This window comes from Streptomyces sp. NBC_01775 (assembly GCF_035917675.1).
Taxonomy (GTDB): Bacteria; Actinomycetota; Actinomycetes; order Streptomycetales; family Streptomycetaceae; genus Streptomyces.
The window spans coordinates 2,361,941-2,388,359 of record NZ_CP109104.1; the positions used below are offsets into that span (position 1 = coordinate 2,361,941).

A 26,419-nucleotide genomic window follows, 5' to 3' on the forward strand; every position below is an offset into this window, starting at 1 on the left:
GTTAATAGTCTAAGCCGTTACACGTAGACTTGTCAGCCATGAGCGGAGCGCGAAAGTGGCCCGGTGCCGGTGCCGACGACGGAGACGGAGACGCAGACGGAGACGGGTTCCGGCCCGGGGAGCGGCTGATCGAGCTGGCCAACGCCGTACGCGCCGACCCCGGACTGTCCCGGGACGCGCTGGCCGAGGTGCTGGCGCGGCACGGCGAGCGGGCCGAGGACCTGGCGGGCCTCACCGAACGGGAGGCCGTCGCGCTGCGCGCCGCTGCCGCACGGCTGACCGAGCAGGTGCTCACCGAGACCGACACGGACCGCGCCGCACTCGCGCTCAACTCCGCGCTGGAGAGGTGCGGGGCCCGCCCCCGGCTGAGCCGTCACGACGGTCACGCCTGGCACTTGCACGTGGACCGGGGCGACGACGCGAGCTGGGCCGAGTGGTTCACCGCCACGAGCGCCCTGGCGCTGGCCCGGCTGCTGAGCGAGCGGGGGCGCCCGGCGTGGGGCGAGTGCGCGGCCTCGGGCTGCGTCACCCTCTTTCTCGCCACGGGCCCCGGCGCCCCGCGCCGCTACTGCTGCCCCGCCTGCGCCTCCCGCGCCCGCGTCGCGGCGCACCGGCGCAGGAAGCGCCAGGAAGGGGCGTAGCGGGTCCCGCCAGGAAGGGGCGTAGCGGCGCCCACCAGGAAGGGGCGTCGCGGTCGCGGACCCCCTTCCGATTCGCGTGAATCCCCCTTGCCCGGTTCGCTTTCCGGCGCGTGTCCTGGTCCGGTTGCGGCAGGGACACCGAGCCGGGGCCAGGATGCATCCGGGGTCGGTCGAGTTGACGGGGAGGGCGGCAGGCCGGCGGCGCAGACGCGCCAGGCCCGAGGCGAGTCCCGGAGCACTGAGGCCGGCGACCGCGCGGGAGCCCCATCGCCTGATCCCGAACTCATGGCGTCGGCAACGGCGTTGGCATAGCGTTGACCAGGTGAGTGACGACTTCACCGGGATCGACGGGATCGAGCTGGCGGACGCTGTTCAGGCCGTACGCGATGAATTGCTCACCGCCGCGGCGCGCGGGACCGGTCGCGACCTGCGCTTCGAGGTGGGGGACATCAATCTGGAGTTCACGGTCGAGCTGCGCCGCGACGCGCGTGTGAAGTCCGGTGTGCGTGCGTGGGTGATCTCGGCCGACGCCGACGCCGGCCGGTCCACGGCCCGCACCCACAAGGTCAGCTTCACTCTCAGGCCCAAGGACGCCCGCATGGGCGGTGGCTGGGAGGTTGGCAATGACGGCCCCGCCGACACCTCCGCCTTCGGCACCACCGGGTAAGGCGGGTGACACCCCATGTCCGGCCCCCGCAAGGAGCGCATCGCCGCCGTCCTCGACACCCGTCGCCAGGGCAGCGGATATCTCCTCACCCCACGGCTGGTCCTCACCGCCGCCCATGTCGTCGTCGGCAGCGACAGCATTCATGTCATCGTCCCCGGTGGCCGTGGACGGATCCCCTGCCGGACGGTCTGGGAGGGAACCCACGAGAACTGCGATGTGGCACTGCTGCTGGCCGCCGATGACCTGGTAGCGCCCGAGACCGCCGCCGACTGGGCGCCGGTCCGCTGGGGCCAGACCAGCGACCTGCGACCGCGCCCCGACTGCCAGGCGGTCGGCTTCCCCGTCGTTCAGCGCGCGGCGTCGGGGCAGCTCGACAGCGAGCAGTTGATCGGGACGCTCAAGCCCGGGTCGAGCATCGTGCGTGGCAGGTATGTGGTCGACCTCGTCCATACGCCTCCCGCGCCGCAGCAGGACGGCGGCTCCCCCTGGGCGGGGATGTCCGGAGCGGCCCTCTTCGACGGAGAGCTGCTGGTGGGCGTGGTGACCATCGACCCCGACGGCTGGCAGCACGGCCGTCTTACGGCCGTCCCGGCAACCGCGATCCATATCGTCGCGGGCTTCTACGACGCCTACCTCGAACACTTCGGAGAACTGCCCACCCTGGAAGGAGAGGCACGGAAACGCGCGCCACGAACCGGCTTCGAATCCGACTACCGCTCGTACGTCGAGCAGAACTACGGCGAACTCCGCATCTTCGGACTCGACTTCAGCCGCGGTGACCATGCGCAATGGCCTCTCGACACCGCCTACCTGAGCCTGGAGCTGTCCCATCAGAGCAGCCAGGACCGCGCCGACTTGCTGGAAGCCGCCCCCAGGCATGAGGTGTCCAGCGGCCGTCAGCGCGTCGAGGCCGCCCTCTCCGGGAGGCGTCGGGTGCTGCTCCGCGGTCTGGCCGGATCAGGGAAGACCACCCTCATCCAGTGGCTGGCCATCACGGCCGCCCGGGACGCCTTCAGCTACCGGCTCGGCCATCTCGACGACTGCGTGCCCTTCGTGCTGCCGCTCCGCACACTCATCAGGCACGGCGAGCTGCCCAGCCCCGGGGAGTTCCTGGCCGCCACCGGGACTCCGCTCAGCCAGCCGCCCGGTTGGGCGGAGCGGATGATGCGCGACGGGCGTGCGCTGCTCCTCATCGACGGCGTGGACGAGATCCCCGAACGCGACCGTGAGCGGACCCAGCAATGGCTCACCGCGCTGCTCGCCGCCTACCCGGACTGCACCTGTGTCGTCACCACCCGCCCCGCCGCCGTGAGCGAGGGCTGGCTGGCGCGCCGGGACTTCACCGAACTGAATCTGCTCCCTATGAACCGGCAGGACGTTGAGGCATTCGTAGGGCGCTGGCACCTGGCCGCGTTCGGGGAGGGCGCCGAGGCCGGTACGGAGCCGGAGCGGGACCGGTACGCCGAGCGCCTGCTGGACACCCTGCGCCGCAAGCGGGACCTGGCCCGGCTCGCCGCCAACCCGCTGATGTGCGCGATGATCTGCGCGCTGCACCGCGACCGCCGTACCTATCTGCCGGAGAGCCGGATGGAGCTGTACGGTGCGGCGCTGACCATGCTGCTTGTCCGCCGCGACAAGGAACGCGATGTGGGCGCCCCGGAGGGCTTCGACATCCCGGAGGACGCGCAGCGTCAGCTCCTCCAGGAGTTCGCCTGGTGGCTGATCCGCAACGGCCAGACCGAGGCGGAGCAGGACAGGGTGGTCAGGCTGATCGAGCGACTGCTGCCCGCCATGCCCGGTGTGGCCCCGCCCGAACGGGCGCGGGATGTCTTCCGCTACCTGCTGCGCCGCAGCGGCCTGCTGCGCGAACCCACCCCGCAGACCGTCGACTTCGTCCACCGCACCTTCCAGGACTACCTCGGAGCGAAGGCGGCGGTCGAGGCCCAGGACCTCCCGCAGGTCGCGGAGCATGCCGCTGACCCCCAGTGGGAGGACGTGGTCAGGATGGCCGTGGGTCACGGTCGTCCCGAGGAACGGGCCACGCTGATCAGCGGGCTGCTCGAGCGGGGAGACGACACGCGGGATGACGAGATCCGCACCCGGCTGCACCTTCTCGCCGCCGCCAGTCTGGAACACGCCACCATGCTGGCGCCGACGGTGCGGCGCGAGGCGGAGGAACGGGCGGCCGGTCTGATCCCTCCACGGGATTTCGAAGCGGCGGAGAAGCTGGCCGGGGCGGGCCCGGTCGTGCTGGATCTCCTTCCGGGACCGGATCAGCTCGACGACGGGGAGGCCGCGGCCACCGTGGAGACGGCCGCGCGGATCGGTGGCGAGCATGCCTTCCACATTCTGCGGCAATTCCGAGACCATCCGGATGCCCTTGTACGGGAGAGCCTGGTGGGCGCCTGGAGCTCGTTCGACGACCATCGCTTCGTCGATGAGCTGCTGTCCGTGATGGACTTGACCGACGCACACCTCACCGTTGGTACGGATTCCCAGCTCAACGCTCTCGACCGGGTCGGACGAGTAAGAACTCTGGAGATCAACGGCTCATTTTCGAAGAAGCTCATGCTGCCCGGTCTGCTCGCTACGGGGCCCACCGAGCTGCGGCTGGTCAGCAACGACTCCTTCCGCGGTCTCGACTTTCTGGACACGTGTGCGCCACGCCTTCGCTCACTGGGACTCCTCGACTGCGGCAGCCTCAAGGATTACTCGGGTATCTCCGACACGAATATCGAACACCTACAGCTGGAAATGATGCCGGTAGGTCCCGACATGAGCCCGCTCGCCGAACTGCGGAGTTTGACATCGATCTCCATCAACAGCCGCCGGCCTTGGGGAGCCCTGGCGGACCTTCCCTTGCCTTCAGGCATGCTGAGCCTCAGCCTGGGGCCGTCGACTCTGAGCGCATCGTCCCTCGACGGCATCGACCGCTGGCCGGGGCTCAGGAAGCTTCACCTGTCCGCCGATGCCGATTCCCCCTTCGCTCCGGACGAGTTGAGGAAGCTGGTGGCGCTGCCCGAGCTCAACGAGCTCGAGATGGATCTCACCCAACTGTCCCATCTCGCGGAGCTTCACCTGCCGCGGCTTCCGCAAATCCAGTCTCTGCTGCTCAGGGCGGAAACTGGAAGCCGCACAGGTTTCAGCGAACTCCTGGACGTGTTTCCCAACCTCAGAGTGCTGGTCGTGCAGCTGGATCATCCGTCTTCATCGACCCTGGAGGCGGATGTGTCGGCTTTGCAGGACGTCCTCGCCTCTTCCGTCACGATCACCACGGCCGGGAAGGTCCGGCTGACCGGAGAAGAAACCCTCCCCCGCGGCAGTCAAGTGAAGATCCACGGCGGCAGGGCTCCCCGCGCACCCCTCACCGGAATGGCCCGCTTCCGCCTTCGACGTTCCCGCTGACCTCACCGACCGGGATCCAGTACGCCACCACCGGGACTCTCAGGGCAGGACCGCGATGCCGTCCAGCTCGATCCAGGCCGTCTCGTCCCACAGGCGGACGACGCCGACGACCGCCATCGCGGGGTAGTCGCGGCCCGCCAACTCGCGCCACACCCGGCCCAGTTCGGATGCGTGACGGCGATAGGCGGCGACGTCGGTGGTGTAGACGGTCACCCGGGTGAGGTCGGCGGGGGTGCCGCCGGAGGCGGTCAGGGCCGCCAAGAGGTTGGAGAGGGCCAGCCGGAACTGGCCGGGGAAGGTGTCGGCGGCGACCCGGCCCCCGCCGTCCAGCGCCGTCTGGCCGGCCAGGAACACCAGCCGCGAGCCCGAGGCCGTCACGGCATGGGAAAAGCCGCTGGGCGGGGACAGCTCGGCGGGGTTGACGCGGTGCACGGCGCGTTCCGTGGTCACTTGTACAGCTCCTTCGCGATCAGGGAGCGCTGCACCTCGCTGGCGCCCTCGTAGATACGGGGCGCGCGCACCTCGCGGTAGAGGTGTTCGAGGAGGTGCCCGCGCCGGAGCGCCGCGGCGCCGTGGATCTGGACGGCGGTGTCGACGACGTACTGGGCCGTCTCGGTCGCCATCAGCTTCGCCATGGCCGAACGCCGCGCGATGTCGTCCCCCTTGCCGCCGTCCCTGTCGTACGCGCAGGCCGCCGCGTACACCAGCAGCCGCGCCGCCTCCGTGCGGGTCGCCATCTCCGCCAGCTGGTGGGCGACGGACTGGAGGTCGCGCAGCACGCCGCCGAAGGCCGGACGCTCGTCGGCGTGGCGCAGCGAGGCGTCCAGCGCCGCCTGCGCCATGCCGACGGCGAAGGCGCCCACGCTCGGGCGGAAGAGGTTGAGGGTGCGCATGGCCACGCCGAAGCCGCGCCCCGGCTCCCCCAGCAGGTCGCCGCGGGTCACCGGCACGGCGTCGAAGGTGAGGGTGCCCAGCGGGTGCGGAGAGAGCATCTCCAGGCTCTCGCCGCTCAGTCCGGCCCGCTCGGCGGGCACCAGGAAGGCGGTGACGCCGTGCGAGCCGGGTGCCTCACCGGTACGGGCGAAGACGGTGTAGAAGTCGGCGTAGGGCGCGTTGGAGATCCAGGTCTTGGTGCCCGTCAGCCGCCATCCGTCGGGGCCGTCGGGCTCGGCGTGCAGAGCGAGCGCCGCGGCGTCGCTGCCCGCGCCGGGCTCGCTCAGCGCGAAGGCCGCGACGGCGCATCCGGTGGCGGCGGCAGGGAGCCAGCGGGCCCGCTGCTCGTCGGTGCCCACGTCCGCGACGGGCCCGGCGCCGAGCCCCTGAAGGGCCAGTGCCGTCTCGGCCTCGGGGCAGGAGTAGGCCAACGACTCGCGCAGCAGGCACAGTTCGAGGGCGCTGATGCCCTGGCGCCGCGCCGGGAGCGGCACGGCGCGGGCGAGCAGGTCCAAGGCCCCCAGCTCCTCCAGGAGCCGGAGGTTGACGCGGCCCGGTTCGCCTTCGGCGGCCAGCGGGCTCAGTCGTTCGGCGCCCAGTGCGCGCAGCCGGGCGCACCATTCGCGCTGCTCGGGCGCCAGCTCGAAAGACGGCACTGCGGGCATGTCCGGGGTGGCGGACATGGCGGCTCCCTCCCGTACGGCGGCTCGGCCGCTGCGGACCGCTCTCGCGGACCGCCCGTCGCGGACCACCGGTCGCGGAACGCCTCTCTATCGCGGAGTATTGACTGTCGTCACCATCACGTTACGCTCAACGGCACACCGCCGCGCCGGGAAACACCATCTTCCGGCAGCTCGTCGGCAGCTTCCGAAGCCCTTCCGAAAGCCACTCCGCACGGCCGCGAGGGGGCAGACCGGCCATGGAACCGACTCCGTCAGCGCACCTCGACACCTTCGCCCGCGACCACCTGCCCCCGCCCGAACAGTGGCCAAGGCTCCTGCTGGACGATCCGGCGCTCCAATACCCCGCGCGCCTCAACTGCGGTACCGAGCTGCTGGATCGTACCGTCGGAAGGCTGGGCGCGGACCGTCCCGCCTTCCACACCGGCGGCATGCCCCCGCCCGGCCCGGAGCCGGGGAACGCGCCCGGCAGCCCCTCCCCCAGGCGCACCTGGTCGTACGGCGAACTGCGCGCCACCGTCGACCGGCTGGCGCACGTGCTCACCGGCGAGCTGGGCGTCGTCCCCGGCAACCGCGTCCTGCTGCGCGGCCCCACCACCCCGGAGCTGGCCGCCTGCTGGCTGGCGGTGATGAAGGCCGGGGCCGTCGCGGTCACCGTCCTGGCGGCCCAGCGCGCGCACGAGCTGAGCACCATCTGCCGTATCGCGCGGGTCAGCCACGCGCTGTGCGACGCGCGCGTGGCCGGGGAACTGGAACGCGCTGCGGTACCGGGGCTGCGCACCGGGCTGTTCGGCGGCGGCGGTGAGGCCGACGTGCTGCGGCTCGCGGCCGGAAAGCCCGACACGTTCGAGGCGGTGGCCACGGCGGCCGACGACGTGGCGCTGATCGCCTTCACCTCCGGCACCACGGGACGCCCGAAGGGCTGTGCGCACTTCCACCGGGACGTGCTGGCCGTGGCCGACACCTTCTCCGCACGGGTGCTGCGCCCGCGCCCGGAGGACGTGTTCACCGGAACCCCGCCGCTGGGCTTCACCTTCGGGCTCGGCGGCCTGGTGCTCTTCCCCCTGCGGGCCGGAGCCTCCGCGCTGCTGGACCAGTGGAGCGGGGCCGGACAGCTGCTGGAGGTGGTGGGGGAGCACCGCATATCCGTGCTGTTCACCGCGCCCACGGCCTACCGCGCGATGCTGGCGCAGCTGGAGAAGCCCGGCGGGCGCGGCCCCTACGACCTGTCCTCGCTGCGCCGCTGCGTCTCGGCCGGCGAGCATCTGCCCGCCGCCACCTGGGAGTCCTGGTACGAGCGCACCGGGCTGCGGATCATCGACGGGATCGGCGCGACGGAGATGCTGCACATCTTCATCTCCGCCTCCGACGAGGCGATACGGCCGGGCCGCACGGGCGTTCCCGTACCCGGGTTCGAGGCGCGGATAGTGGCGGCGGACGGCAGCACACCGCTGCCGGACGGCACGCCGGGGCTGCTCGCGGTGCGCGGCCCGGTGGGCTGCCGCTACCTCGCCGACGAGCGCCAGCGCGCGTACGTGCACGACGGCTGGAACCTCACCGGCGACACCTATGTGCGCGACGACGAGGGCTACTTCCGCTATCTCGCCCGCGCCGACGACATGATCATCTCGGCGGGCTACAACATCGCGGGCCCCGAGGTCGAGGAGGCGCTGCTGCGCCACCCCGAGGTGCGCGAGGCCGCGGTGGTGGGGCGCCCGGACGAGAAACGGGGCCAGATCGTGGTCGCCCATGTGGTCCTGGCGCCGGAGGCACCCCGGGGGAGTGACATGGCCGAAACCCTGCGCCGGTTCACGCTTTCGGAGCTGGCGCCGTACAAGTGTCCCCGGGAGATCGTCTTTGCGCAGTCGCTTCCGCGCACCCCTACGGGCAAACTCCAGCGGTTCCGGCTGCGGGAGCCCGGACTTGGCCCTCCCGAACCCGATCTAGAGTGACGGGCGTGGCACAGAACGCGTCCCCCTCCTTGACCAGGGCTTCTCCCGGCTCGCTCATCCTCACCTTCTACGGCGCCTACGGGCGCGGCCTCAACAGCGCGGGAACCGTACCCGTCGCGACACTGATCCGCCTGCTCGGCGCCGTGGGTGTCGACCCGCCCTCCGTGCGCTCGGCCGTCTCCCGGCTCAAACGGCGCGGGCTGCTGACCGCCGACAACCCCGGGAGCAAGGCCGCCGGATACCGCCCGTCCCCGGCGGCCACCCAACTGCTCGAAGACGGCGACGATCGCATCTACGCGCGGCCCGAGCCGGACGGCACCTGGCTGCTGGCCGTCTTCTCCGTCCCCGAAAGCGAACGCCAGCGACGGCACGTGCTGCGCTCGCGGCTGGCCCGGCTGGGCTTCGGCAACGCGGCGCCCGGCATCTGGATCGCGCCATCGCATCTGGAGGAGGAGACCCGCCATACGCTCGACCGGCTCGAACTGACGCCGTATGTCGACCTGTTCCGGGGCGGGCATGTGGGCTTCGAGCCGACGGCCGGGGCGGTGGCCCGCTGGTGGGACCTGGAGGCGATCGCCGAGCGGCACCGCGCGTTCCTCCAGGCGCACGAGCCGGTGCTGCGCGCCTGGTCGCGGCGACGCCGCACCCCGCCGGAGGCGGCGTACCGCGACTATCTGCCCGCGCTGGACGCCTGGCGCCGGCTGCCCTACGCCGACCCCGGCCTGCCACCCTCGCTGCTCCCGGCGCGGTGGCCCGGCGAGCGTGCGGCGAAGGTCTTCTTCGCGCTGCACGAGAAGCTGCGGGACGCGGGGCGCGCCTACGTGGAAGAGACCGCCGCCGCGCGCTGAGGTGCGGCGCGTACGGCGCCGTCGAGGCAGGCGGTGTGCGCGGAGCTCGGCGGCTCAGCACCTCACCAGCGCCTGACGCCTCAGCGGCACCTGACGCCTCGGTGGCGCCCGCTGCCTCAGCGGCCTCCGCCGGGCCGTCGCCCGCCCCGGCGGCCCCGGCCGCCGTCCCCGCGTCCGCCGCGCTGCTGGCCCGGGATGGCGGACGGGGGTGTGGACGTGGGCCGGGAGGGAGGCCCGGAGCCGGGCCCCTCGGAGCCTGAACCGGGGCCGGAGCCGGCGGGCGGCTCGTCCCACCAGCGGTCGTCGGGCTCGCGCCGGTTGGCGATGATCGCGGCGACCGGCGGGATCACCATGGCGACCACGCACATCGCGACAGCCGCCGGCACCGACCACAAGCGCACGAAGCCCCAGGCGCTGACGAACAGCACCAGGCAGACCGCCATCAGCGCGAAATAGCGCCGCCGCCGCCGTGCGTACATAACTCCACCGTACGGCGGCCCCGGCCGCCCGGCAGTCGGACGGGGCCCAGCAGGACGGCGGGGCCTCAGTCGGCCGGGCGGGAGGCGAAGCCGGCGGCCAGCTTCTCGATGGCGTCGGCCGTGCCCTCCGGGTCGGTGACCAGACCCAGGTGGTGGGAGGTGCGGCGCAGCACTCGGTGGCCGATGGCCTCGGCCCGGATCGCCGTCTCCTCGTACGCCGGGCTGAAGCGCAGATACGCCGCACGGGAGTGGTCGGAGTCGACAGCCGCGTCGGGAGCGCGCTCCTCGAAGTAGTCGAGGGGCAGGCGCGGGATGCCCGCGCGGAACCACGCCCGCACATCCGGGTCGGGCAGCGCCCCGACCAGCGTCTCCTCGGGGAACCACTCGTCCCAGGGCGGCAGCACTCCGTCGTGGGCGAGCGCGCGCACCTGGGCGCGCAGGTCCTCGGGCACCGCTTGGAGCCAGCTCTGGCCGGGGTGCGGCCACTGGGCGTCCGCGTACACCGTCCCGGCGACGGGCCGGCCCCCGGCCGCGAGGCGCTCGCCCAGCGCGGGCAGCAGCGTCCCGGCGCCGCTGTGGCCGACGAGGACGACGGGGCGCTCGTCGGGGCACGGTGCCGCCTGCTCGGCAGCGGCGGTCAGCAGCTTCGGGTAGTAGGGCCCGTCGCCTTTGAGGGCTTTGGTCAGTGAGGGAACGCTGACGGTACGCCCCCGTGCGCGCAGTGCGTCCGCGACGGGCCTCCAGATGACGTCTCCGGTCAGCGGGCTGTGCACCAGCACCAGTTCGGCCTGGTTCCGAGCGGGCACGTTCGTCCCCTTCCGGGATCTCAGCAGGTGATCTGCTCACAGGTGACGTCCGCCGGCGTGCCCCGTGAATGGCTGACGGAGTCGGCCCAGCCTAGACCCGCCGGGAGGCCCCGTACCTGGTGGATCGCTACATCCCGGCCGGTATGACGCGGCGCCCGCGCCGGGTGGCGGCGGCATCCGTGGTGCGCGCCGACGGCTCCGGGCCTGCTCACAGCCTCACAACAGCCGCCCAGCCGGGCGCGCCGGCTCCCGCTCGCGCGGTGCCGGGACCGGCGCGGGGCCGCACGACACTACCGAAGCTTTACAGAGCGAGCCGTGGCTTGGGGGCGTCCGTGCGGCCGGTGGGCGGTCTGCGGCTGCCCGCCTGATACGGCTCGGGCCAGGGGGCGCCGGGCCCGCTGTAGCCCTGTTCGGCGGCGGCGTGCAGGGTCCAGTGCGGGTCGTAGAGGTGCGGTCTGGCCAGCGCGCACAGGTCGGCGCGGCCCGCCAGGACCAGCGAGTTGACGTCGTCCCAGGAGGAGAGGGCGCCGACGGCGATGACGGGGACGCCCAGGACGTTGCGTATCCGGTCGGCGTACGGGGTCTGGTAGGAGCGGCCGAAGTCGGGGCGCTCCTCGGCGACGACCTGTCCGGTGGACACGTCGATGGCGTCGGCGCCGTGCTCGGCGAAGGCCGCCGCGACGCGCAGCGCTTCCTCGCCCGTGGTGCCGCCGGGAGCCCAGTCGGTGGCCGAGATCCGGACGGTCATGGGGCGCTCGGCGGGCCACACCTCGCGCACCGCGTCGAAGACCTCCAGCGGGTAGCGCAGCCGCGCGGTCAGGGAGCCGCCGTAGGCGTCGGTGCGCCGGTTGGTGAGCGGGGAGAGGAAGCCGGACAGCAGGTAGCCGTGTGCGCAGTGCAACTCCAGCAGGTCGAACCCTGCGCGGGCCGCCCGGCGTGCCGACTCGGTGAACTCGTCCCGTACGCCAGCCATCTGATCGGCCGTCAGCTCCTGCGGGGTCTGGCTGACCCCTGGGCGGTAGGGCAGCGGCGAGGGGGCCACCAGGGGCCAGTTGCCCTCCGGCAGCGGGTCGTCGATGCCCTCCCACATGAGCCTCGTCGAGCCCTTGCGCCCGGAGTGGCCGAGCTGGAGACCGATCGCGGCGGTCGGCGACTGGGCGTGCGCGAACGTGGTCACGCGGCGCCAGGCCTCCTCCTGCTCGTCCGTCCACAGCCCGGCGCAGCCAGGGGTGATCCGGCCGGTGGGCGAGACGCACACCATCTCGGTCATGGTCAGCCCGGCGCCGCCGAGCGCGCGGGCGCCCAGGTGGACGAGGTGGAAGTCCCCCGGGACCCCGTCCCGCGACTTGTACATGTCCATCGGGGAGACGACGACGCGGTTTCGCAGCGTCAGTCCGCGCAGCCGGAAGGGGGTGAACATCGGCGGCGTGCCGGGCGGGATCCCGGCCTCCCGCTCGGTGGCCGCGACGAAGCCGGGGTCGCGCAGGCGCAGGTTGTCGTGGGTGACGCGGCGGCTGCGGGTGAGCAGGTTGAAGGCGAACCGGTGGGGAGGCTGCGCGGTGTACCCCTCCAGCTCCTCGAACCAGGTCAGGCTCGCCCGCGCGGCGCGCTGCGTGGACTGCACGACGGGCTTGCGCTCGGCCTCGTAGGCGGCCAGCGCCTCGGGAAGCGTGGGCTGTTCGCGTACGCAGGCGGCGAGCGCGAGGGCGTCCTCGACGGCGAGCTTGGTGCCGGAGCCGATGGAGAAGTGCGCGGTGTGCGCGGCGTCCCCGAGCAAGGCGATGTTGCCGTGCGACCAGCGGTCGTTGACGACGGTGCGGAAGGCCGTCCACTGGGAGTTGTTGCCGCGCAGGGGGCGACCGGCGAGGGTCTCGGGGAAGAGCTTGGCGCAGCGCTCGGCCGAGGCGCGCTCGTCCAGCCGGTCGAACCCGGCGGCCCGCCACACCTCTTCGCGCGCCTCGACGATGACGGTGGAGGCACCCCGCTCCTCCCCCGCGGTGCCGGGCGAGTGTCGGGCGTAAGGGTAGGCGTGCAGCTGGAAGATGCCGTGTCCGGTCTCGGCGATCTCGAAGCGGAAGGCGTCGAGCGCGAAGTCGGCGGCCAGCCAGATGTAGCGGCAGCGGTGGGTGACCGGCGTGGGCCGGAAGACGTCGGCGTGGGCCGCGCGGGTGGCGCTGTGCACACCGTCGGCGGCCACCACCAGGTCGTGCCCGCAGGCCAGTTCGGCGGCGGGGGGCGCCGGGGTGCGGAAGCGCAGGGTGACACCCAGCTCGCGGCAGCGCGCGTGCAAGGCGGCCAGCAGGGTGCGGCGGGAGAGCGCGGCGAAGCCGTGGCCCGAGGAGGTCAGGGTGTGGCCGCGGTGGACGACGTCGATGTCGTCCCAGCGGACCATGTGGCCGCGCAGCGTGGCGTAGACGTCCGGGTCGGCGTTCTCGATGCCGCCGAGGGTCTCGTCGGACAGGACGACGCCGAAGCCGAACGTGTCGTCGGGCGCGTTGCGTTCGTAGACGGTGACCTCGCGCTTCGGATCCAGCCGCTTGAGGAGGACGGCCGCGTACAGCCCCCCGGGCCCACCCCCGACGACGGCGACCCGCAGGGCCCGCGCGGGCGCCGCCGCGCTCACGGACGCCACCACGCCACGGGTGCCGCCGCGCTCACGGACGCTGCCCCACTCACGGCCGCCTCACCTTCCCTGCCAGACGGGAGGCCGCTTCGCGGTGAAGGCGGCGTGGAATTCGGCGTAGTCCTCGCCGTGCATCAGCATCGCCTGGGTGGCGGCGTCCAGTTCGACCGCGCCGGACAGCGGCAGGTCCAGCTCCGCGGTGAGCAGCGCCTTGGTCTGGGCGTGGGCGAGCGCGGGGCCGTCCGCCAGCCGCCTGGCCAGGGCTTGCGCGGCCTTCGCCGTCCCGCCCTCGTCGACGAGCTGGCTGATCAGCCCGATGCGTTCGGCCTCCGGGGCGCGGACGGGCTCGCCGAGCATCAGGACGCGGGTGGCGTGGCCGAGGCCGATGACGCGGGGCAGCAGGTAGGCGGCGCCCATGTCGCCGCCGGAGAGGCCGACCTTGGTGAACAGGAACGAGAAGCGCGCCGTGGGGTCGGCCACCCGGAAGTCCGAGGCCAGCGCGAGCACGGCCCCCGCGCCGGCCGCCGCCCCGTGCACGGCGGCGACGACGGGGAACGGCGCCTCCCTGAGAGCGCGTACGACCTGCCCGGTCATCCGGTTGAAGTCCAGCAGCTGGGCCGTGTCCATCTCCAGGGTGGCGCCGATGATCTCGTCCACGTCGCCGCCCGAGCAGAAGGCGCGGCCCTCGCCGCCGAGCACGAGCGCGCGCGGGCGGTCGCGGTGGGACAGTTCGGCGAGCAGGTCACGCAGATCGGCGTACGCCTCGAAGGTGAGCGCGTTCAGCTTGGCGGGGCGCGCGAGCGTGACGGTGGTGACGCCGTCGTCCTCGGTCACCTTCAGGTGCCGCCACTCGCTGGTGCGCCGGGCGGATCCGGAGAACGGGCTCATCTCGGGGCCTCCGTCGGTGAGGTGCCTCGGCCGCGCGCACGGGCCGCCACGCGTCGAACGTATCACTGCTTCGTGACTGCCGTCACGAGTACGCGATAGACAGGCCGCCGGGTGAAGTACCTTGCCGTGTGCGCCACTTCGCCCGATCGGGCGAGCCCGGGGGCGCCGTAACGGTTCGCCGCCTGGAGCCGCGCATACGGTCCGGACATGCACGCGCCTCCCCCTCCGCCCCCGTCCCCTCCGTCTTCTTCGGACCGGCCGATCACCCCTGTCACGGCCCCCGCAACCGCGCCCGGCGGCGCCCCGGCCCTCAGCGAGCTGCGGCTGTCCGCCTACCGGGGGCTGCGGGCGCGTACGGTCCCGCTCAGCCGGGTCACGGTGCTGACGGGGCCGAGCGGCAGCGGCAAGTCGACCGTCCTGGAGGCCTACGAGGCGCTCGCCGGGCTCGGCAGGGGCGCGGCGCTGAGCGACGTCTTCCCCGCCGCACCCGCCCCGCTCGCCGCATCCGCCACATCCGTGGTGCCCGCCGCCCGCCCGTCCGCCGCGTCCACGCCCGCATCCCTCGCGCCCACGCCTGCCGCGCCCGGTGGCTCCTCGCCCTACGTCCCGCAGGCGGCGCTCCCCGACCGGGGAGGGCGGCGCGGCTTCCGGCTGGGCTGCACGGTGGTGGGCCCGGCGGGCCCCGTGCGCTTCGACGTCGCGGTCCAGGCCGAACCCGAACTGCGCGTGGTGGGCGAGCGGCTGACGGGCGCGGGTGGCGAGACCCTGCTGTCCACGGCGCTGCGCGATCCGGCCCGGCGCGCGGTGGAGGTCACCTGGCACACCGGGAACGCCACGCGGGTCCTGCGTACGCCCTTTCCCGACGACCGGCTGGCCGTTCCGCTGCTGCCGCTTCACGTCGCGGGCGCGACGGCGGCGCAGCGCACGGTGCTGGCGGCGGCCGAACAGGTCGTCGTGGCCCTGCGCGGGGTCTTCGCCTGTGACCCGGTGCCCGCGCGGATGCGCGGGCCGGTCGCGGAGGGGGACGGGCTGCTGCGCGGCTGCTGCGAGAACCTCGCCGCCGTGGTGGGCCGTACCCGCGCCGAGTGCTCCTCGCGCCATGCCGCGCTGCTGGGCGTCCTGCGCGCGGGCTGTGCGGGCCCGGTGGCCGAGCTGCGGGCCGAGCCGGGTGGGCGCGGGCTGGTGCGCGCGCTCGTCGAGCGGGGCGCGGACCGGGCGGTGACGCCGCTGGAGTGGCTCGGCGACGCGGAGCTGCGGTACGCGGCGCTGGCGCTGGTGCTGCTGACGGGGCCCGGGGTGCTGTCGGTGGACCCGGTCAGCGAGGTACCGGCGGCGCGGCAGGCGCTGACGGTGCTCGCCGACGGCCTGGACCGCGATCTGGACGGCGCCCAGACGCGCCAACTGCTGTCGCTGGCGGCCCGGATGGGCGCGCGCGGGCATGTGCGGCTGCTGGCGACGGGCCCGGACTCGGGCCCGCTGGCCCGGGAGGCGGCACGGGAGCGGGCGCGGGCGGAGGGCGTGTCCCTGGTAGACCTGGGGGCGTGAGCGATTCTTCCCACAGCAATGGGCACCCCTCCCCTCCGTCCCCGCGGCCTCGTACCGTCGCCGGACTCCAGCGCAGGCTGGCCGAGTTCGCGGCGGCGCGCGACTGGGGGCAATACCACACGCCCAAGAATCTGGCGGCGGCGCTGAGCGTCGAGGCGGGCGAACTGGTCGAGATTTTCCAGTGGCTGACCCCGGAGCAATCGGCCCGGGTGATGGCCGATACGGAGTCGGCCGCGAGGGTCGAGGACGAGGTCGCGGATGTACTCGCCTACCTCCTCCAGTTCTGCGAAGTACTGGGGGTCGATGCACTCGCCGCACTGGAAGCAAAGATCGAGAGGAACGAAAAGCGTTTCCCGACCCCCGGAACCGGTCACTCTATGGAGTGAAGAAGTTCTTTTCACACTCCTTTTTGTCCACAGAAATCCGAAACCCCCTGGCGGAGCTGGCCATTGACAGTCACGCTGGGTAGCGACCAGTGAGGGGGAAGGCAGATGGATGCTGTACGGCTCATCGCTGCGACGCGGCGCGCTCTCGCGCTCAGCGTGGCCGTGCCCGACATCATGGCGGCGGCCTGGCAGGCGCAGGCGCTCGCCGGGGCGGTCGGCAGCCATCTCGCGGTCAGCGGCCCGGCCGCGGCACGGGCCGAAGCACTAGGACTGAGCGAAGCGGGAAGCCGGGCCTGCGGACCCCGGCACCATCCGGCGCTGTGCCCCCGCGGAATCCGGGCCGCACAGCTGTCGAAGATCGAGGATCCGCGGCGCGCCCTGGACGACCTGGGCGCGCTGCTCGGCGAGGTCGGCGTGGCCCTGGTGGGCATCGCGGTCACGGCGGAGGACGAGACGCTGTACTGGCAGTGCATGGAGACCATCGACGCGGTCGACGAGACCGGCGAGCGCGTCGCGGCCATCTTGCGCACGCTCTCCCTGCGCGAGCGCGGAAGCGTGGCGTAGGGCGCCGCGACGTCGCGTAGGGCTCCGCGATGTGACGTAGGGCGCCGCGGGCGGAAGGTGGTCCCGGCGCCGTCCGTGCGGGCGACCCCGCCTGGTTCCAGGTCGCGGCCCTCCACCAGGCAAGATGGAGGGCATGCGACTGCGAATCTTCACGGAGCCCCAGCAGGGGGCCGACTACGACACACTCCTCAAGGTCGCCAAGGCCACCGAGGACCTCGGCTTCGACGCCTTTTACCGCTCCGACCACTATCTGGCCATGGGCGACGCGGACGGCCTGCCGGGCCCCACCGATGCCTGGATCACCCTTGCGGGACTGGCCAGGGAGACCAGCCGGATCCGGCTGGGCACCCTCATGACGGCCGGCACCTTCCGGCTGCCGGGAGCGCTGGCGATCCAGGTCGCCCAGGTCGACGCCATGTCCGGGGGCCGGGTCGACTTCGGCCTGGGCTCGGGCTGGTACGAGGACGAGCACACCGCCTACGGCATCCCCTTCCCCAAGGAGAAGTTCGGGCGCCTGGAGGAGCAGCTCGCCATCATCACCGGGCTGTGGGAGACGCCGGTGGGCGAGAAGTTCAGCTACGAGGGCTCCTACTACCAGCTCAAGGACTCCCCCGCGCTGCCCAAGCCGTACCAGGAGCGCATCCCGGTCCTCGTCGGCGGCTTCGGCGCCAAGCGCACCCCGCGCCTGGCCGCGCGGTACGCCGACGAGTTCAACGTCCCCTTCGGCTCCCTGGCCGACAGCGAGCGGCAGTTCGACCGGGTCCGCGCCGCAGCCGAGGAGCAGGGCCGCGCGGCCTCGGACCTGGTGTACTCGAACGCGCTGGTGGCCTGCGTCGGCAAGGACGACGCCGAGGTGGCCCGCCGTGCGGCGGCCATCGGACGCGACGTGGCCGAGCTGAAGGAAAACGGCCTGGCGGGTACGCCCGCCGAGGTCATCGACAAGGCCGGCCAGTACGGCGAACTGGGCTCCTCGCGGCTCTACCTCCAGATCCTGGACCTGAGCGACCTGGACCATCTCACCCTGATCGCCGACCAGGTGCAATCCCAGCTCTCATGAGCGGCCATGTGTACGTGAGCGGCCGTACGTACGTGAGCGGCCCTGCGTACGTTCGCGGACATGCGTAACGCTCCCGCCACCCCGCTCGCCGGGGCGCTGGCCGACGGCGTCGTCCTGCTGGACGGGGGCCTGTCCAATCAGCTGGAGGACCAGGGCAACGACCTGGCCGACGAGCTGTGGTCGGCCAGGCTGCTGGCCGAGGACCCCGCGCAGATCGAGGCCGCACACGCCGCGTATGTGCGGGCAGGGGCGCGGGTGCTGATCACCAGCAGCTACCAGGCGTCCTTCGAGGGGTTCGCGCGGCGGGGTCTGGGGGCCGACGACGCCAGGGAGCTCTTCCGCCGCAGCGTCCGCCTCGCCCGCTCGGCGGGCCGCGCCGAAGCCCGCGCCGAAGTCCGCGTCGCGGGGGCCGGGCCGGTGTGGGTCGCCGGTTCCGTCGGCCCGTACGGCGCGGTGCTGGCCGACGGGAGCGAGTACCGGGGCCGGTACGGGCTGAGCGTGCGCGAGTTGACCGCCTTCCACCGGCCCCGGGTCGAGGCGCTGGCCGAGGCGGAGCCCGATGTCCTGGCGCTGGAGACGGTGCCGGACGTGGCCGAGGCCGAGGCGCTGCTGGGTGCCGTGGCCGGGTGCGGGCTGCCGGTGTGGCTGAGCTTCACCGTCGCCGGAGGCCGCACCCGCGCGGGCCAGCCGCTGGCGGAGGCCTTCGCCGTCGCCGCGGGGAACCCCCAGGTGCTGGCCGTCGGCGTCAACTGCTGCGCCGCCGACGAGGTCGGCCCCGCGCTGGAGACCGCCGCACGGGCGTGCCCGGGTACGCCGCTCGTCGCCTACCCCAACAGCGGCGAGGGCTGGGACGCCCGCCGCGCCGCATGGACGGGCGCGCGCACCTTCGCCCCCTCCCTCGCGCGCGAATGGACCGCCCGTGGGGCGCGGCTGGTGGGCGGCTGCTGCCGGGTGGGGCCGGGCGCCATCGCCGCGCTGGGTGAGACGCTGGGCCGCGCCGGGTGAGACGCTGGGAAGGGCCCAGCCGTAGGTGATTCTCCACCCGGGCGCATCCGGGACCGCGTTCCGCACGCGGGGCCCGGGCCGCTCCGTCAGGATGTGCGCATGGGATTCCACGTCGACTCCGAGACCGGGCGGCTGCGGCGCGTCATCGTGCACCGGCCGGGGCTCGAACTGAAGAGACTCACCCCCACCAACAAGGACGACCTCCTCTTCGACGACGTGCTGTGGGTGCGGCGGGCGCGGCACGAGCACGACGCGTTCGCCGACACACTGCGCGAACTCGGCGTCGAGGTGCACCTGTTCGCCGACCTGCTGGCCGGGGCACTGGACATCCCCACGGCCCGCTCACTCGTCCTCGACCGGGTCTTCGACGAGAAGGAGTACGGCCCCCTCGCTACGGACCATCTGCGGGCCTCCTTCGACCAGTTGCCCACCGTCGAGCTGACCGAGGCGCTGATCGGGGGGATGACCAAGCGGGAGTTCCTGGAGCGCTGCGCCGAGCCGGCCTCGGTGCGCTTCCATGTGATGGATCTGGACGACTTCCTGCTGGCTCCGCTGCCGAACCACATCTTCACCCGCGACACCTCCGCGTGGGTCTACGACGGGGTCTCGATCAACGCGATGCGCTGGCCGGCGCGGCAGCGCGAGACCGTGCACTTCGAGGCGATCTACCGCCACCACCCGCTGTTCGCGGGCCCCGAGCCGGGCACGGGCTTTCACACCTGGTCGGAGGGGCAGTCGGCCTATCCGTCCACCATCGAGGGCGGCGACGTACTCGTCATCGGGAACGGCGCCGTGCTGATCGGGATGAGCGAGCGGACGACTCCGCAGGCCGTGGAGATGCTGGCGCGCGGGCTGTTCGCACAGGGCTCGGCCCGCACGATCGTGGCGCTGGACATGCCCAAGCGCCGGGCCTTCATGCACCTGGACACGGTCATGACGATGGTCGACCAGGAGACGTTCACGCAGTACGAGGGCCTCGGCATGCTGCGCTCGTACACCATCGAGCCGGGCTCGGCCGCGACCGAGCTGAAGGTCACCGACCACGCGCCCGACCACATGCACCGCGCCATCGCCGCCGCGCTGGGCCTGGACCGGATCAGGGTGCTGACCCCGACCCAGGACGTGCACGCGGCCGAGCGCGAGCAGTGGGACGACGGCTGCAACGTCCTGGCGGTCGAGCCGGGGGTGGTGCTGGCGTACGAGCGGAACGTGACGACCAACACCCATCTGCGCAAGCAGGGCATCGAGGTGCTGGAGATCCCGGGCAGCGAGCTGGGGCGCGGGCGCGGCGGCCCGCGCTGCATGAGCTGCCCGGTCGAGCGGGACGCGGCAGCGGGCGTGGCCGAGGGTGCGTTTTGAAAGTGCTGGTCACAGCCCCTCGCTGACTGCTGCGACCAGCACGGTCGCCTCGTAGCGGACGGCGGGTTTGTCGTATCTCGTGGCGACGGCGCGGTGGCGCTTGAGGCGATTGATTCCGCACTACACCGCGTGGCGCTCTTTGTCGTCGGCCGTGCCGAACTTCGGCGGCCGGCCACCGCGGGAACCGCGCTTCTTGCGGTTGGCGATCTGGTCGCAGAGCTTCGGCTACCCGCTGTCGATCCCCGGGCCCCTCGTCGTCGGCGCCCTCTGTCAACACAACGGCGGCTGGCAGGTGCCGCTCCTGGCCATCATGGTGCTGACGCTCGCGCAGGTCGGGCCCGGCCTGGCGGCGCTCACCGCGGCGCAGTGACCCGCGTCACTCGGAATCCGTCTTGACCTCAACCGCACTTGAAGTTTCAGGCTTGCCGCGCAGTACCTGCTCGCCTGACGTCCCGGTGCGGTCCGTCACCGGGGGAGAACACCCCTCACAAGGAGTTCGAGTTGACTGACAGCAACATCATTCTGGTCATCGGCGCGACCGGGAATCAGGGCGGTGCCACCGCACGCGAGTTGGTCTCCCGCGGCCACACGGTTCACGCGCTGGTACGCGACCCCGGCAAGGCCGAGGCCCGTCAGTTCGAGGACCTGGGCGTGGTACTCGTCAAGGGCGACATGGACGACGAGGAGTCGCTGCGCCGGGCCATGGAGGGCGTGCACGGCGTGTTCAGCGTGCAGCCGCTCGGGTGGGACCCGGAGGCGCTCACCGCGGAGGTGCGGCAGGGCAAGGCCGTGGCGGACGCCGCCCGGGCGGCCGGGGTGGCCCACCTGGTGTACAGCTCCGTGGGCGGCGCCGAACGGAACACCGGGATCGACCACTTCGAAACCAAGGCCGAGATCGAGCGGCACATCCTCGGCCTCGGACTGCCGGCCACCGTCCTACGCCCGGTGTTCTTCATGAACAACCTGCTGCACTACGCCGAGGCCGAGGGCGAGCGGCTGCTGGCGCTCCCCGCGAAGCCGGAGAAGCCGATTCAGCTGATCGCCAGTGACGACATCGGATTCTTCGCCGCGACCGTCTTCGACGAGCCGGACACCTATCTCGGCAGGCAGATCGAACTGGCCGGTGACGAGATCACCTTCCCGGAGATCGCGAAGATCTACGAGCGGGTCACCGGGGTCCCGACCCGCTTCGAGCCGCAGCCCATCGAGGACCGCATGTTCGAATGGTTCGCGGAGGACGGCTACCAGGCGGACATCCTGGCCCTGCGGAAGGTGCACCCCGGCCTGCTGACCTTCGAGGAGTACCTGACCCGGCGGCTGTCCCCCGCGGGCCAGGCCTGAGAGGAACCAACCAGTGCGAGCAGCAGCGACGTCCTCCTTCGGGCCTCCGGAGACGCTCCGGCTGAACGAGGTGGCGGAACCGCTCGTGGGCACCGGCCAGGTCCGGGTCCAGGTCCGGGTCGCGGGCGTGCAGCCCGTCGACTGCAAGGTGCGCGCGGGTGCGACGCCGTTCGCCCGGTCCGTGACGTTCCCGCTGATCCCCGGCAACGAGTTCGCCGGAGTGGTCGACAGCGTCGGTGAGGGCGTCACGGAGTTCTCCGCGGGGGACGAGGTGCTGGGCTTCGGCCTGTTCGGCTGCTACGCGGAGTACGTTGTCGTTCCCGCCGACCAGATCGTGTCCAGGCCGCCGAGCATGCCGTGGGAGGTCGCGGGCGGTTTCCCCGGCAACGGCCAGGGTGCACACATGGCGCTGCGCGAGATGAGGGTCTGCCCCGGGGACACGGTGCTGATCAACGCCGCGGCAGGAGCACTCGGGACCTTCGCGGTCCAGCTGGCTCGGGCGTGGGGCGCAGAGAAGGTGATCGGCACCGCCAGTGAGGCCAACCACGACTATCTGCGCGCGCTCGGCGCCGTTCCCGTCACGTATGGCGAGGGACTCGCCCAGCGGATCCGCGCCCTGGTCCCCGAAGGGGTGGACGCCGCCCTCGACGCGGCGGGCGAGGAAGCGCTGCGCGCCTCGGTGGAGGTGACCAAGGACAAGGGCCGGGTCGTCACCATGGTGTCCTTCGCGGCGGCCCAGGAGCTGGGACTGCGGGACTGGAGCGCCACGCGCTCAGCTGCCCGGCTCACGGAGCTGGTGAAGCTGTACGAGGAGGGAGCGCTGACCCTCCACATCCGCGCTGCCTATCCGCTGGAACGGGCCGCCGAAGCGCACCGCGATGTCGGCAGTGGCCACGGCCGGGGCAAGGTGGTGATCACGGTCGGCTGACCGGCCGGCCCGCGGAGGTGTGGGGGGGAGAGCTGAGGTCCGCTCTCCCCCCCACACCTGCGTGCCGTTTCCGCCGGACCGCGGATCGGGGACCGCGGGAGGACCGGGCATCGAGTGGGCTTCCAGCCGGATTGCCGTCGCAGCCTGACCAGCGAGGGCGTCACTCCGAGGCGTAGTACAGCCGGAGGAACTCGTCCATCGCCGCGTCGACGCCGACGCGGTCACCGGTGGCGAGCAGGTCGAGCAGCAGACCGCGGACGGTGGCGAGCCCCAGTCTCGCGCGGTTCCGGGCCACGACAGGGTCTGCCCCCGCGGCGACCTCGGCGGCCACGAGCGGTTCCAGCCAGTCCGACACGAGCCCTTCCAAAATCGGGACAGCCTCGGGGCGGCCCCGCAGCGCGCGCCCGTATATCTCGAAGAAGAGCCGCTCCTGGCCGGCCAGCCGAGGGTCCGTCAGCTGCTGCCAGAGGAGCCGCGCGACATCGGCGGGCGAGAGACCGGGTGTCAGGCGGAGCCGGGACAGCAGATCGCGCTGGCGCCGCTCCGACGCCCGAACGATCTCGACGAGCAGCTGTTCCTTGGAGCCGAAGTAGTGGATCAGCATGCGATGACTGACATCGATCGCGGCGCCAAGGCGGCGCAGGCTCAGGTCCGCGATGCCGTATGCCGCGACGTGGTCGACGGCCGCGTCCACCAGTTGAGCGCGCCGGTCCCCGTCCGCGCCGTGCGCGGCCTCGCCCTCGGGATGCATGTCGTCCGTATCCACCACGCCGCGAGTGTACCAATCGGTACATGATCTATGTACCGTGTGGTACATGAAACCTGTCACCGTTTCGATCGACGTTCCGCACACGCCCGAGCAGGTCTATGACTTCCTCGATGTCATGGCTCACCACGAGCGGTTCACGAACCACTATCTGACCGACTGGCGCTACAGCGGCCCCGGCCGCGGCACAGGATCGTGCGCCACGGTCACCGCCGCGCTGGGTGGCACGAAGACCGACGTCACCATCGAGGTCGTCGAGGCCGACGCGCCGCGGCGCATCGTCGAACGGAACGTCAGCGCGGCCGGCCGACGCCTGGCCCACGGCACTTACACCATCGAACCCCTGCCGACCGGTGGGAGCCGCGTCTCCTTCACGTACGCCTGGGTGCTCGCCCCTCTCGCCGACCGCCTACTGGCGCCCGTCGTCCGGGCCACGATGCAGCGCGCCAACCACACGGTCATGCGCCGCCTGGCCACCGAGTTGACTCGCCACGTGTCCACTGCCGGATCCTGACGTCGATCCATGCGGGGTCTACTGCCCGGCCCAGGCCCCGAGGTCCCCGGCGTTGCTGCTCGCCCGCTATGACCTCAGCAAGGACGCGTCCACGGGGACGGTGGTGATCTTCGGCAATGTCCACCGGCACGGCGGCGAGTGCAAGTTCCGCGCCGTCGGCCCGTCAGGACTGCGAGGCATCGTTCCAGACCTCGAAGTCAGTGTTTCGTCAAGCCAGGTACAGCGCGGGGGAGACCCGCACAAAGCGATTGGGTAGCCAGTACTTCTGAAAACGTTCGGCTGGTCGTTCGCGGTCACCGCGCTCGGCCTGGTCGCCGCGGTGTTCTACGGCGGGTGGACCGGCTTCGGGATCGTGGCGATCCTGTCCATCCTCGAGATATCGGTTTCCTTCGACAACGCCGTGGTCAACGCCGGGATCCTGAAGAAGATGAATGCCTTCTGGCAGAAGATCTTCCTCACCGTCGGCATCCTGATCGCGGTCTTCGGCATGCGCCTGGTCTTCCCGGTCGTGATCGTCGCCATCAGCGCCAAGATCGGTCCGATCGAAGCGGTACGGCTCGCGCTCGACGACAAGGACAAGTACCAGCAGCTGGTGACCGACGCCCACCCGTCGATCGCCGCCTTCGGCGGCATGTTCCTGTTGATGATCTTCCTCGACTTCGTCTTCGAGGACCGGGAGATCAAGTGGCTCGGCCGGCTGGAGCGTCCGCTCGCCAAGCTGGGCAAGGTCGACATGCTCTCCGTCTGCATCGCGCTCATCGTGCTGCTCGTCTCCGCGATGGCCTTCGCCACCAACGCCCACCAGCACGGCGGCATCCATGTGGACAAGTCGGAGACCGTCCTGACCGCCGGCATCGCGGGCTTGATCACCTACCTGGTCGTCGGCGGTCTCTCCGGCTACTTCGAGAACAAGCTCGAGGAAGAGGAGGAACGCGAGCACGAGGCCGAGGAAGAGGCCAAGAGGAGCGGCAAGAAGGTTCCGGCGGTCGTGATGGCCGGCAAGGCCGCGTTCTTCATGTTCCTCTACCTGGAGGTCCTGGACGCGTCCTTCTCCTTCGACGGCGTCATCGGCGCCTTCGCGATCACCAACGACATCGTCCTGATGGCGCTCGGCCTCGCCATCGGCGCGATGTACGTCCGCTCGCTGACGGTCTACCTGGTCCGCCAGGGCACCCTCGAGACTACGTCTGCCTGGAGCACGGCGCGCACTACGCGATCGGCGCCCTCGCCGTGATCCTGCTCGTCACCATCCAGCACGAGATCCACGAGGTCATCACGGGTCTCGTCGGCGTCGCCCTGATCGCCTGGTCCTTCTCCTCCTCGGTCCGGCGCAACCGCAGGCTGGCGGCGGCCGAGGGAAAGGGCACGGGGTCCAACGAGAAGGCCGAGGTCTCCTCCGGCGTCTGAGCCAGCCGGATCGCCGGCGCGGGCCGCAGGGCAGACGGGGCTTGAAGACACTCCCTAGCGCCCCTCCGGCAAGCTGTGCCCGGTCACGACACCGGGACGGATCCTCGGAAGGGGCCGCCTCCCACGTGACGCACATCACCCGTCAGGGAAAACCGGAGCCGCCCCTCGCCCGTCTGTGGGGTGTGAGACGAGGAAACGGAGCGGCGGCGCCCGACGAGGAGCGACTCGTCCGCCGAGTGGCGAAGGGCGACCGCGCCGCGTTCGAGGAGCTGTACCGGCGCACGTCGCCATGGCTGGCCGTACGGCTGCGGCGGCGCTGTGCCGACGAGCAGATCGTCGCCGAGGTCATGCAGGACACCTACCTGGCGGTGTGGCGCGCCGCGGGCGCGTTCGCGGGCGCCTCGGTCGGCGGCTCGGCCGTGGGCTGGATGTGGACGATCGCGGCGCGCCGCCTCGTCGACGCCTTCCGCAGCCGCGCCCGGCACGCGCAGCCGCCCGTGGCCGCTCTCCCCGGGGCCACCGTCCCCGCGGCCGAGGACGAGGCCATGGCGGCGACGGTGGGCGGCGACGTCGGCGACGCGCTGGGGCGGCTCGCGCCGGAGCTGCGTGACGTCCTGCAAGCCATGGTGCTGGACGGGCTGACCGTCCGGGAGACGGCGGTTCTCTTCGGGCTGCCCGAAGGGACCGTCAAGACACGCGCCCGCCGGGCGCGCCTCGCGATGAGGGAGGCCCTGTCATGAGCGGGGAACACGCGCCCGACCGGCTGCTGGCCCGCTACGCGCGGGGGGACACCGGCGTCGCCGCCGACGAACTGTGGGCGCTGGAGGCCCACCTGGAGAGGTGCGCACCGTGCCGGGAGAAGCTGGCGACGGCGGTCGACACGGAAGCACCCGAGGTGCGCGCGCTGCTGGAGGGCGTCCGCACCGGCCTCGGACCGCTGCTGGACGGCCCGGCGCCGACGCCCCCGAGCTCCCGCCGGCGGGAGCGGCTGCGCGGCTGGGCGACGCCCGTGATGGTGCCGTGGCTGTGCACGACGGTCCTCGTCGTGCTCGCCGCCACGCTCCTGGACGTGCTCTCCGGCCCGTCCGAGGTGCCGCTCGTGCTCCTGTTCGCGCCCGTGCTGCCGGTCTTCGGCGTCGCCGCGGCGTGGACGCGCGGGCTCGATCCGGCGTGGGAGCTGACCGCGGCCACCCCGCGCGCGGGGCTGCCGCTGGTGCTGCGGCGCACGGCGGCCGTGTTGTGTGCGGTCATCCCTCCGCTGCTGCTCGCCGGGTGGCTGACCGGGACGGCCCTCGCCCAGTGGCTGCTGCCCTGTCTGGCCTTCACGACCGCGTCGCTGGCACTGGGCGGATTCATCGGGGTCACCCGTGCCGCCGTCGGGCTGGTCACGGCCTGGGCGGGCGTCATCGTCGCGCCGACCCTCGCCCTGGGCCGCCTGTCCTTCGCGCTGGGCCCCGACTGGCCGGCCGTCTGGGGCGCCGTGAGCGCCCTGGGAGCCGTCGTCGTGGTCGTGCGCAAAAGCGCCTTCACCCGCGTCGGCGCGCACCGCTGACCTGGTGCCCCACCGCTGAACCTGGCACCACACACCGCTGATCCGGCGGCACACACCCCTGACCTGGTGTGCG

The 26,419-nt window shown here is 72.3% G+C and carries 24 protein-coding genes and 2 pseudogenes; 19 read left to right on the forward strand and 7 right to left on the reverse strand.

Annotated features, from left to right (window positions below; all coding sequences use genetic code 11):
• The first annotated feature begins 38 nt into the window (after positions 1–38).
• The 3 genes from OHB04_RS10625 to OHB04_RS10635 all read left to right on the forward strand — a co-directional run bounded on the left by OHB04_RS10625 (position 39) and on the right by OHB04_RS10635 (position 4,713).
• Entirely contained in the window at positions 39–641 is a 603-nt protein-coding gene (locus OHB04_RS10625) for a CGNR zinc finger domain-containing protein (RefSeq protein WP_326687421.1), read from the forward strand.
• Between the two features lie 322 nt (positions 642–963).
• Positions 964–1,308, forward strand: coding sequence for a trypco2 family protein (locus OHB04_RS10630; RefSeq protein ID WP_326687422.1), 345 nt, complete (start codon positions 964–966; stop codon positions 1,306–1,308).
• Between the two features lie 15 nt (positions 1,309–1,323).
• The gene (locus OHB04_RS10635) at positions 1,324–4,713 is read left to right on the forward strand and encodes an NACHT domain-containing protein (RefSeq protein ID WP_326807347.1); all 3,390 of its coding nucleotides are present in this window, start codon (positions 1,324–1,326) and stop codon (positions 4,711–4,713) included.
• Between the two features lie 39 nt (positions 4,714–4,752).
• Here OHB04_RS10635 and OHB04_RS10640 read toward each other — a convergent pair whose 3' ends face one another.
• On the reverse strand, positions 4,753–5,163 hold the full coding sequence (locus OHB04_RS10640; RefSeq protein ID WP_326807348.1) for a RidA family protein: 411 nt from the start codon (positions 5,161–5,163) through the stop codon (positions 4,753–4,755).
• Positions 5,160–6,329: an acyl-CoA dehydrogenase family protein gene (locus OHB04_RS10645; RefSeq protein ID WP_442814808.1), complete on the reverse strand. Its 1,170-nt coding sequence runs from the start codon at positions 6,327–6,329 to the stop codon at positions 5,160–5,162. The genes OHB04_RS10640 and OHB04_RS10645 overlap by 4 nt, the downstream gene beginning before the upstream one ends.
• A gap of 236 nt (positions 6,330–6,565) precedes the next feature.
• Here OHB04_RS10645 and OHB04_RS10650 point away from each other — a divergent pair, with 236 nt between their 5' ends.
• Together OHB04_RS10650 and OHB04_RS10655 are read left to right on the forward strand one after the other, a co-directional pair.
• Entirely contained in the window at positions 6,566–8,278 is a 1,713-nt protein-coding gene (locus OHB04_RS10650) for an AMP-binding protein (RefSeq protein ID WP_326687425.1), read from the forward strand.
• 5 nt (positions 8,279–8,283) lie between these two features.
• Complete coding sequence (locus OHB04_RS10655) at positions 8,284–9,126, forward strand: PaaX family transcriptional regulator (RefSeq protein WP_326687426.1); 843 nt, start codon at positions 8,284–8,286, stop codon at positions 9,124–9,126.
• A 116-nt stretch (positions 9,127–9,242) separates the two neighbouring features.
• Here the strand turns inward: OHB04_RS10655 and OHB04_RS10660 are convergent, their stop codons facing one another.
• The 4 genes from OHB04_RS10660 to OHB04_RS10675 all read right to left on the reverse strand — a co-directional run bounded on the left by OHB04_RS10660 (position 9,243) and on the right by OHB04_RS10675 (position 13,922).
• A complete protein-coding gene (locus tag OHB04_RS10660) occupies positions 9,243–9,605 on the reverse strand; it encodes a DUF3099 domain-containing protein (protein WP_326687427.1) in 363 nt (120 codons plus the stop codon).
• A gap of 65 nt (positions 9,606–9,670) precedes the next feature.
• Positions 9,671–10,411, reverse strand: a complete 741-nt coding sequence (locus tag OHB04_RS10665) for a hypothetical protein (RefSeq protein WP_326687428.1) — start codon at positions 10,409–10,411, stop codon at positions 9,671–9,673.
• A 301-nt stretch (positions 10,412–10,712) separates the two neighbouring features.
• Positions 10,713–13,034 carry a bifunctional salicylyl-CoA 5-hydroxylase/oxidoreductase gene (locus OHB04_RS10670; protein WP_326807349.1) on the reverse strand — a complete coding sequence of 774 codons (2,322 nt, stop codon included), beginning with the start codon at positions 13,032–13,034 and terminating at the stop codon, positions 10,713–10,715.
• 60 nt (positions 13,035–13,094) lie between these two features.
• Positions 13,095–13,922 (reverse strand): enoyl-CoA hydratase family protein, encoded by an 828-nt coding sequence (locus OHB04_RS10675; protein ID WP_326687430.1) that lies wholly within the window; start codon positions 13,920–13,922, stop codon positions 13,095–13,097.
• Positions 13,923–14,129: 207 nt separating this feature from the next.
• On the opposite strand from OHB04_RS10675, the gene OHB04_RS10680 reads away from it, so the two are divergent.
• The 9 genes from OHB04_RS10680 (at position 14,130) to OHB04_RS10720 (ending at position 22,107) form a co-directional block, all read left to right on the forward strand.
• Positions 14,130–15,467 carry an ATP-binding protein gene (locus OHB04_RS10680; protein WP_326687431.1) on the forward strand — a complete coding sequence of 446 codons (1,338 nt, stop codon included), beginning with the start codon at positions 14,130–14,132 and terminating at the stop codon, positions 15,465–15,467.
• A complete protein-coding gene (locus OHB04_RS10685; RefSeq protein WP_326687432.1) occupies positions 15,464–15,853 on the forward strand; it encodes a nucleotide pyrophosphohydrolase in 390 nt (129 codons plus the stop codon). Before OHB04_RS10680 ends, OHB04_RS10685 begins: the two co-directional genes overlap by 4 nt.
• A gap of 105 nt (positions 15,854–15,958) precedes the next feature.
• The gene (locus OHB04_RS10690; protein ID WP_326807350.1) at positions 15,959–16,417 is read left to right on the forward strand and encodes a DUF6099 family protein; all 459 of its coding nucleotides are present in this window, start codon (positions 15,959–15,961) and stop codon (positions 16,415–16,417) included.
• Positions 16,418–16,550: 133 nt separating this feature from the next.
• Positions 16,551–17,474, forward strand: coding sequence for an LLM class F420-dependent oxidoreductase (locus OHB04_RS10695; RefSeq protein WP_326687434.1), 924 nt, complete (start codon positions 16,551–16,553; stop codon positions 17,472–17,474).
• Positions 17,475–17,534: 60 nt separating this feature from the next.
• Positions 17,535–18,479, forward strand: a complete 945-nt coding sequence (mmuM, locus tag OHB04_RS10700) for a homocysteine S-methyltransferase (RefSeq protein ID WP_326687435.1) — start codon at positions 17,535–17,537, stop codon at positions 18,477–18,479.
• Between the two features lie 99 nt (positions 18,480–18,578).
• Entirely contained in the window at positions 18,579–19,838 is a 1,260-nt protein-coding gene (locus OHB04_RS10705; protein ID WP_326807351.1) for an arginine deiminase, read from the forward strand.
• Between the two features lie 67 nt (positions 19,839–19,905).
• A complete protein-coding gene (locus OHB04_RS10710; protein WP_326807352.1) occupies positions 19,906–20,208 on the forward strand; it encodes a hypothetical protein in 303 nt (100 codons plus the stop codon).
• A 131-nt stretch (positions 20,209–20,339) separates the two neighbouring features.
• A complete protein-coding gene (locus OHB04_RS10715) occupies positions 20,340–21,179 on the forward strand; it encodes an NmrA/HSCARG family protein (RefSeq protein WP_326687438.1) in 840 nt (279 codons plus the stop codon).
• Positions 21,180–21,192: 13 nt separating this feature from the next.
• Complete coding sequence (locus OHB04_RS10720) at positions 21,193–22,107, forward strand: NADP-dependent oxidoreductase (RefSeq protein ID WP_326807353.1); 915 nt, start codon at positions 21,193–21,195, stop codon at positions 22,105–22,107.
• Positions 22,108–22,267: 160 nt separating this feature from the next.
• On the opposite strand, the gene OHB04_RS10725 is transcribed toward OHB04_RS10720, so the two are convergent.
• On the reverse strand, positions 22,268–22,876 hold the full coding sequence (locus OHB04_RS10725) for a TetR/AcrR family transcriptional regulator (RefSeq protein WP_326807354.1): 609 nt from the start codon (positions 22,874–22,876) through the stop codon (positions 22,268–22,270).
• A gap of 46 nt (positions 22,877–22,922) precedes the next feature.
• Here OHB04_RS10725 and OHB04_RS10730 point away from each other — a divergent pair, with 46 nt between their 5' ends.
• From OHB04_RS10730 to OHB04_RS10750, 5 genes and pseudogenes are all read left to right on the forward strand, one after another.
• Positions 22,923–23,387 (forward strand): SRPBCC family protein, encoded by a 465-nt coding sequence (locus OHB04_RS10730; RefSeq protein ID WP_326687441.1) that lies wholly within the window; start codon positions 22,923–22,925, stop codon positions 23,385–23,387.
• 58 nt (positions 23,388–23,445) lie between these two features.
• Positions 23,446–23,643: pseudogene (locus OHB04_RS10735) on the forward strand (TerD family protein); the annotation flags it as partial.
• Between the two features lie 9 nt (positions 23,644–23,652).
• Positions 23,653–24,794: pseudogene (locus OHB04_RS10740) on the forward strand (DUF475 domain-containing protein).
• Between the two features lie 236 nt (positions 24,795–25,030).
• Positions 25,031–25,534 (forward strand): RNA polymerase sigma factor, encoded by a 504-nt coding sequence (locus OHB04_RS10745; protein WP_405807566.1) that lies wholly within the window; start codon positions 25,031–25,033, stop codon positions 25,532–25,534.
• On the forward strand, positions 25,531–26,346 hold the full coding sequence (locus OHB04_RS10750; protein WP_326807355.1) for a zf-HC2 domain-containing protein: 816 nt from the start codon (positions 25,531–25,533) through the stop codon (positions 26,344–26,346). Before OHB04_RS10745 ends, OHB04_RS10750 begins: the two co-directional genes overlap by 4 nt.
• Positions 26,347–26,419 lie beyond the last annotated feature (73 nt).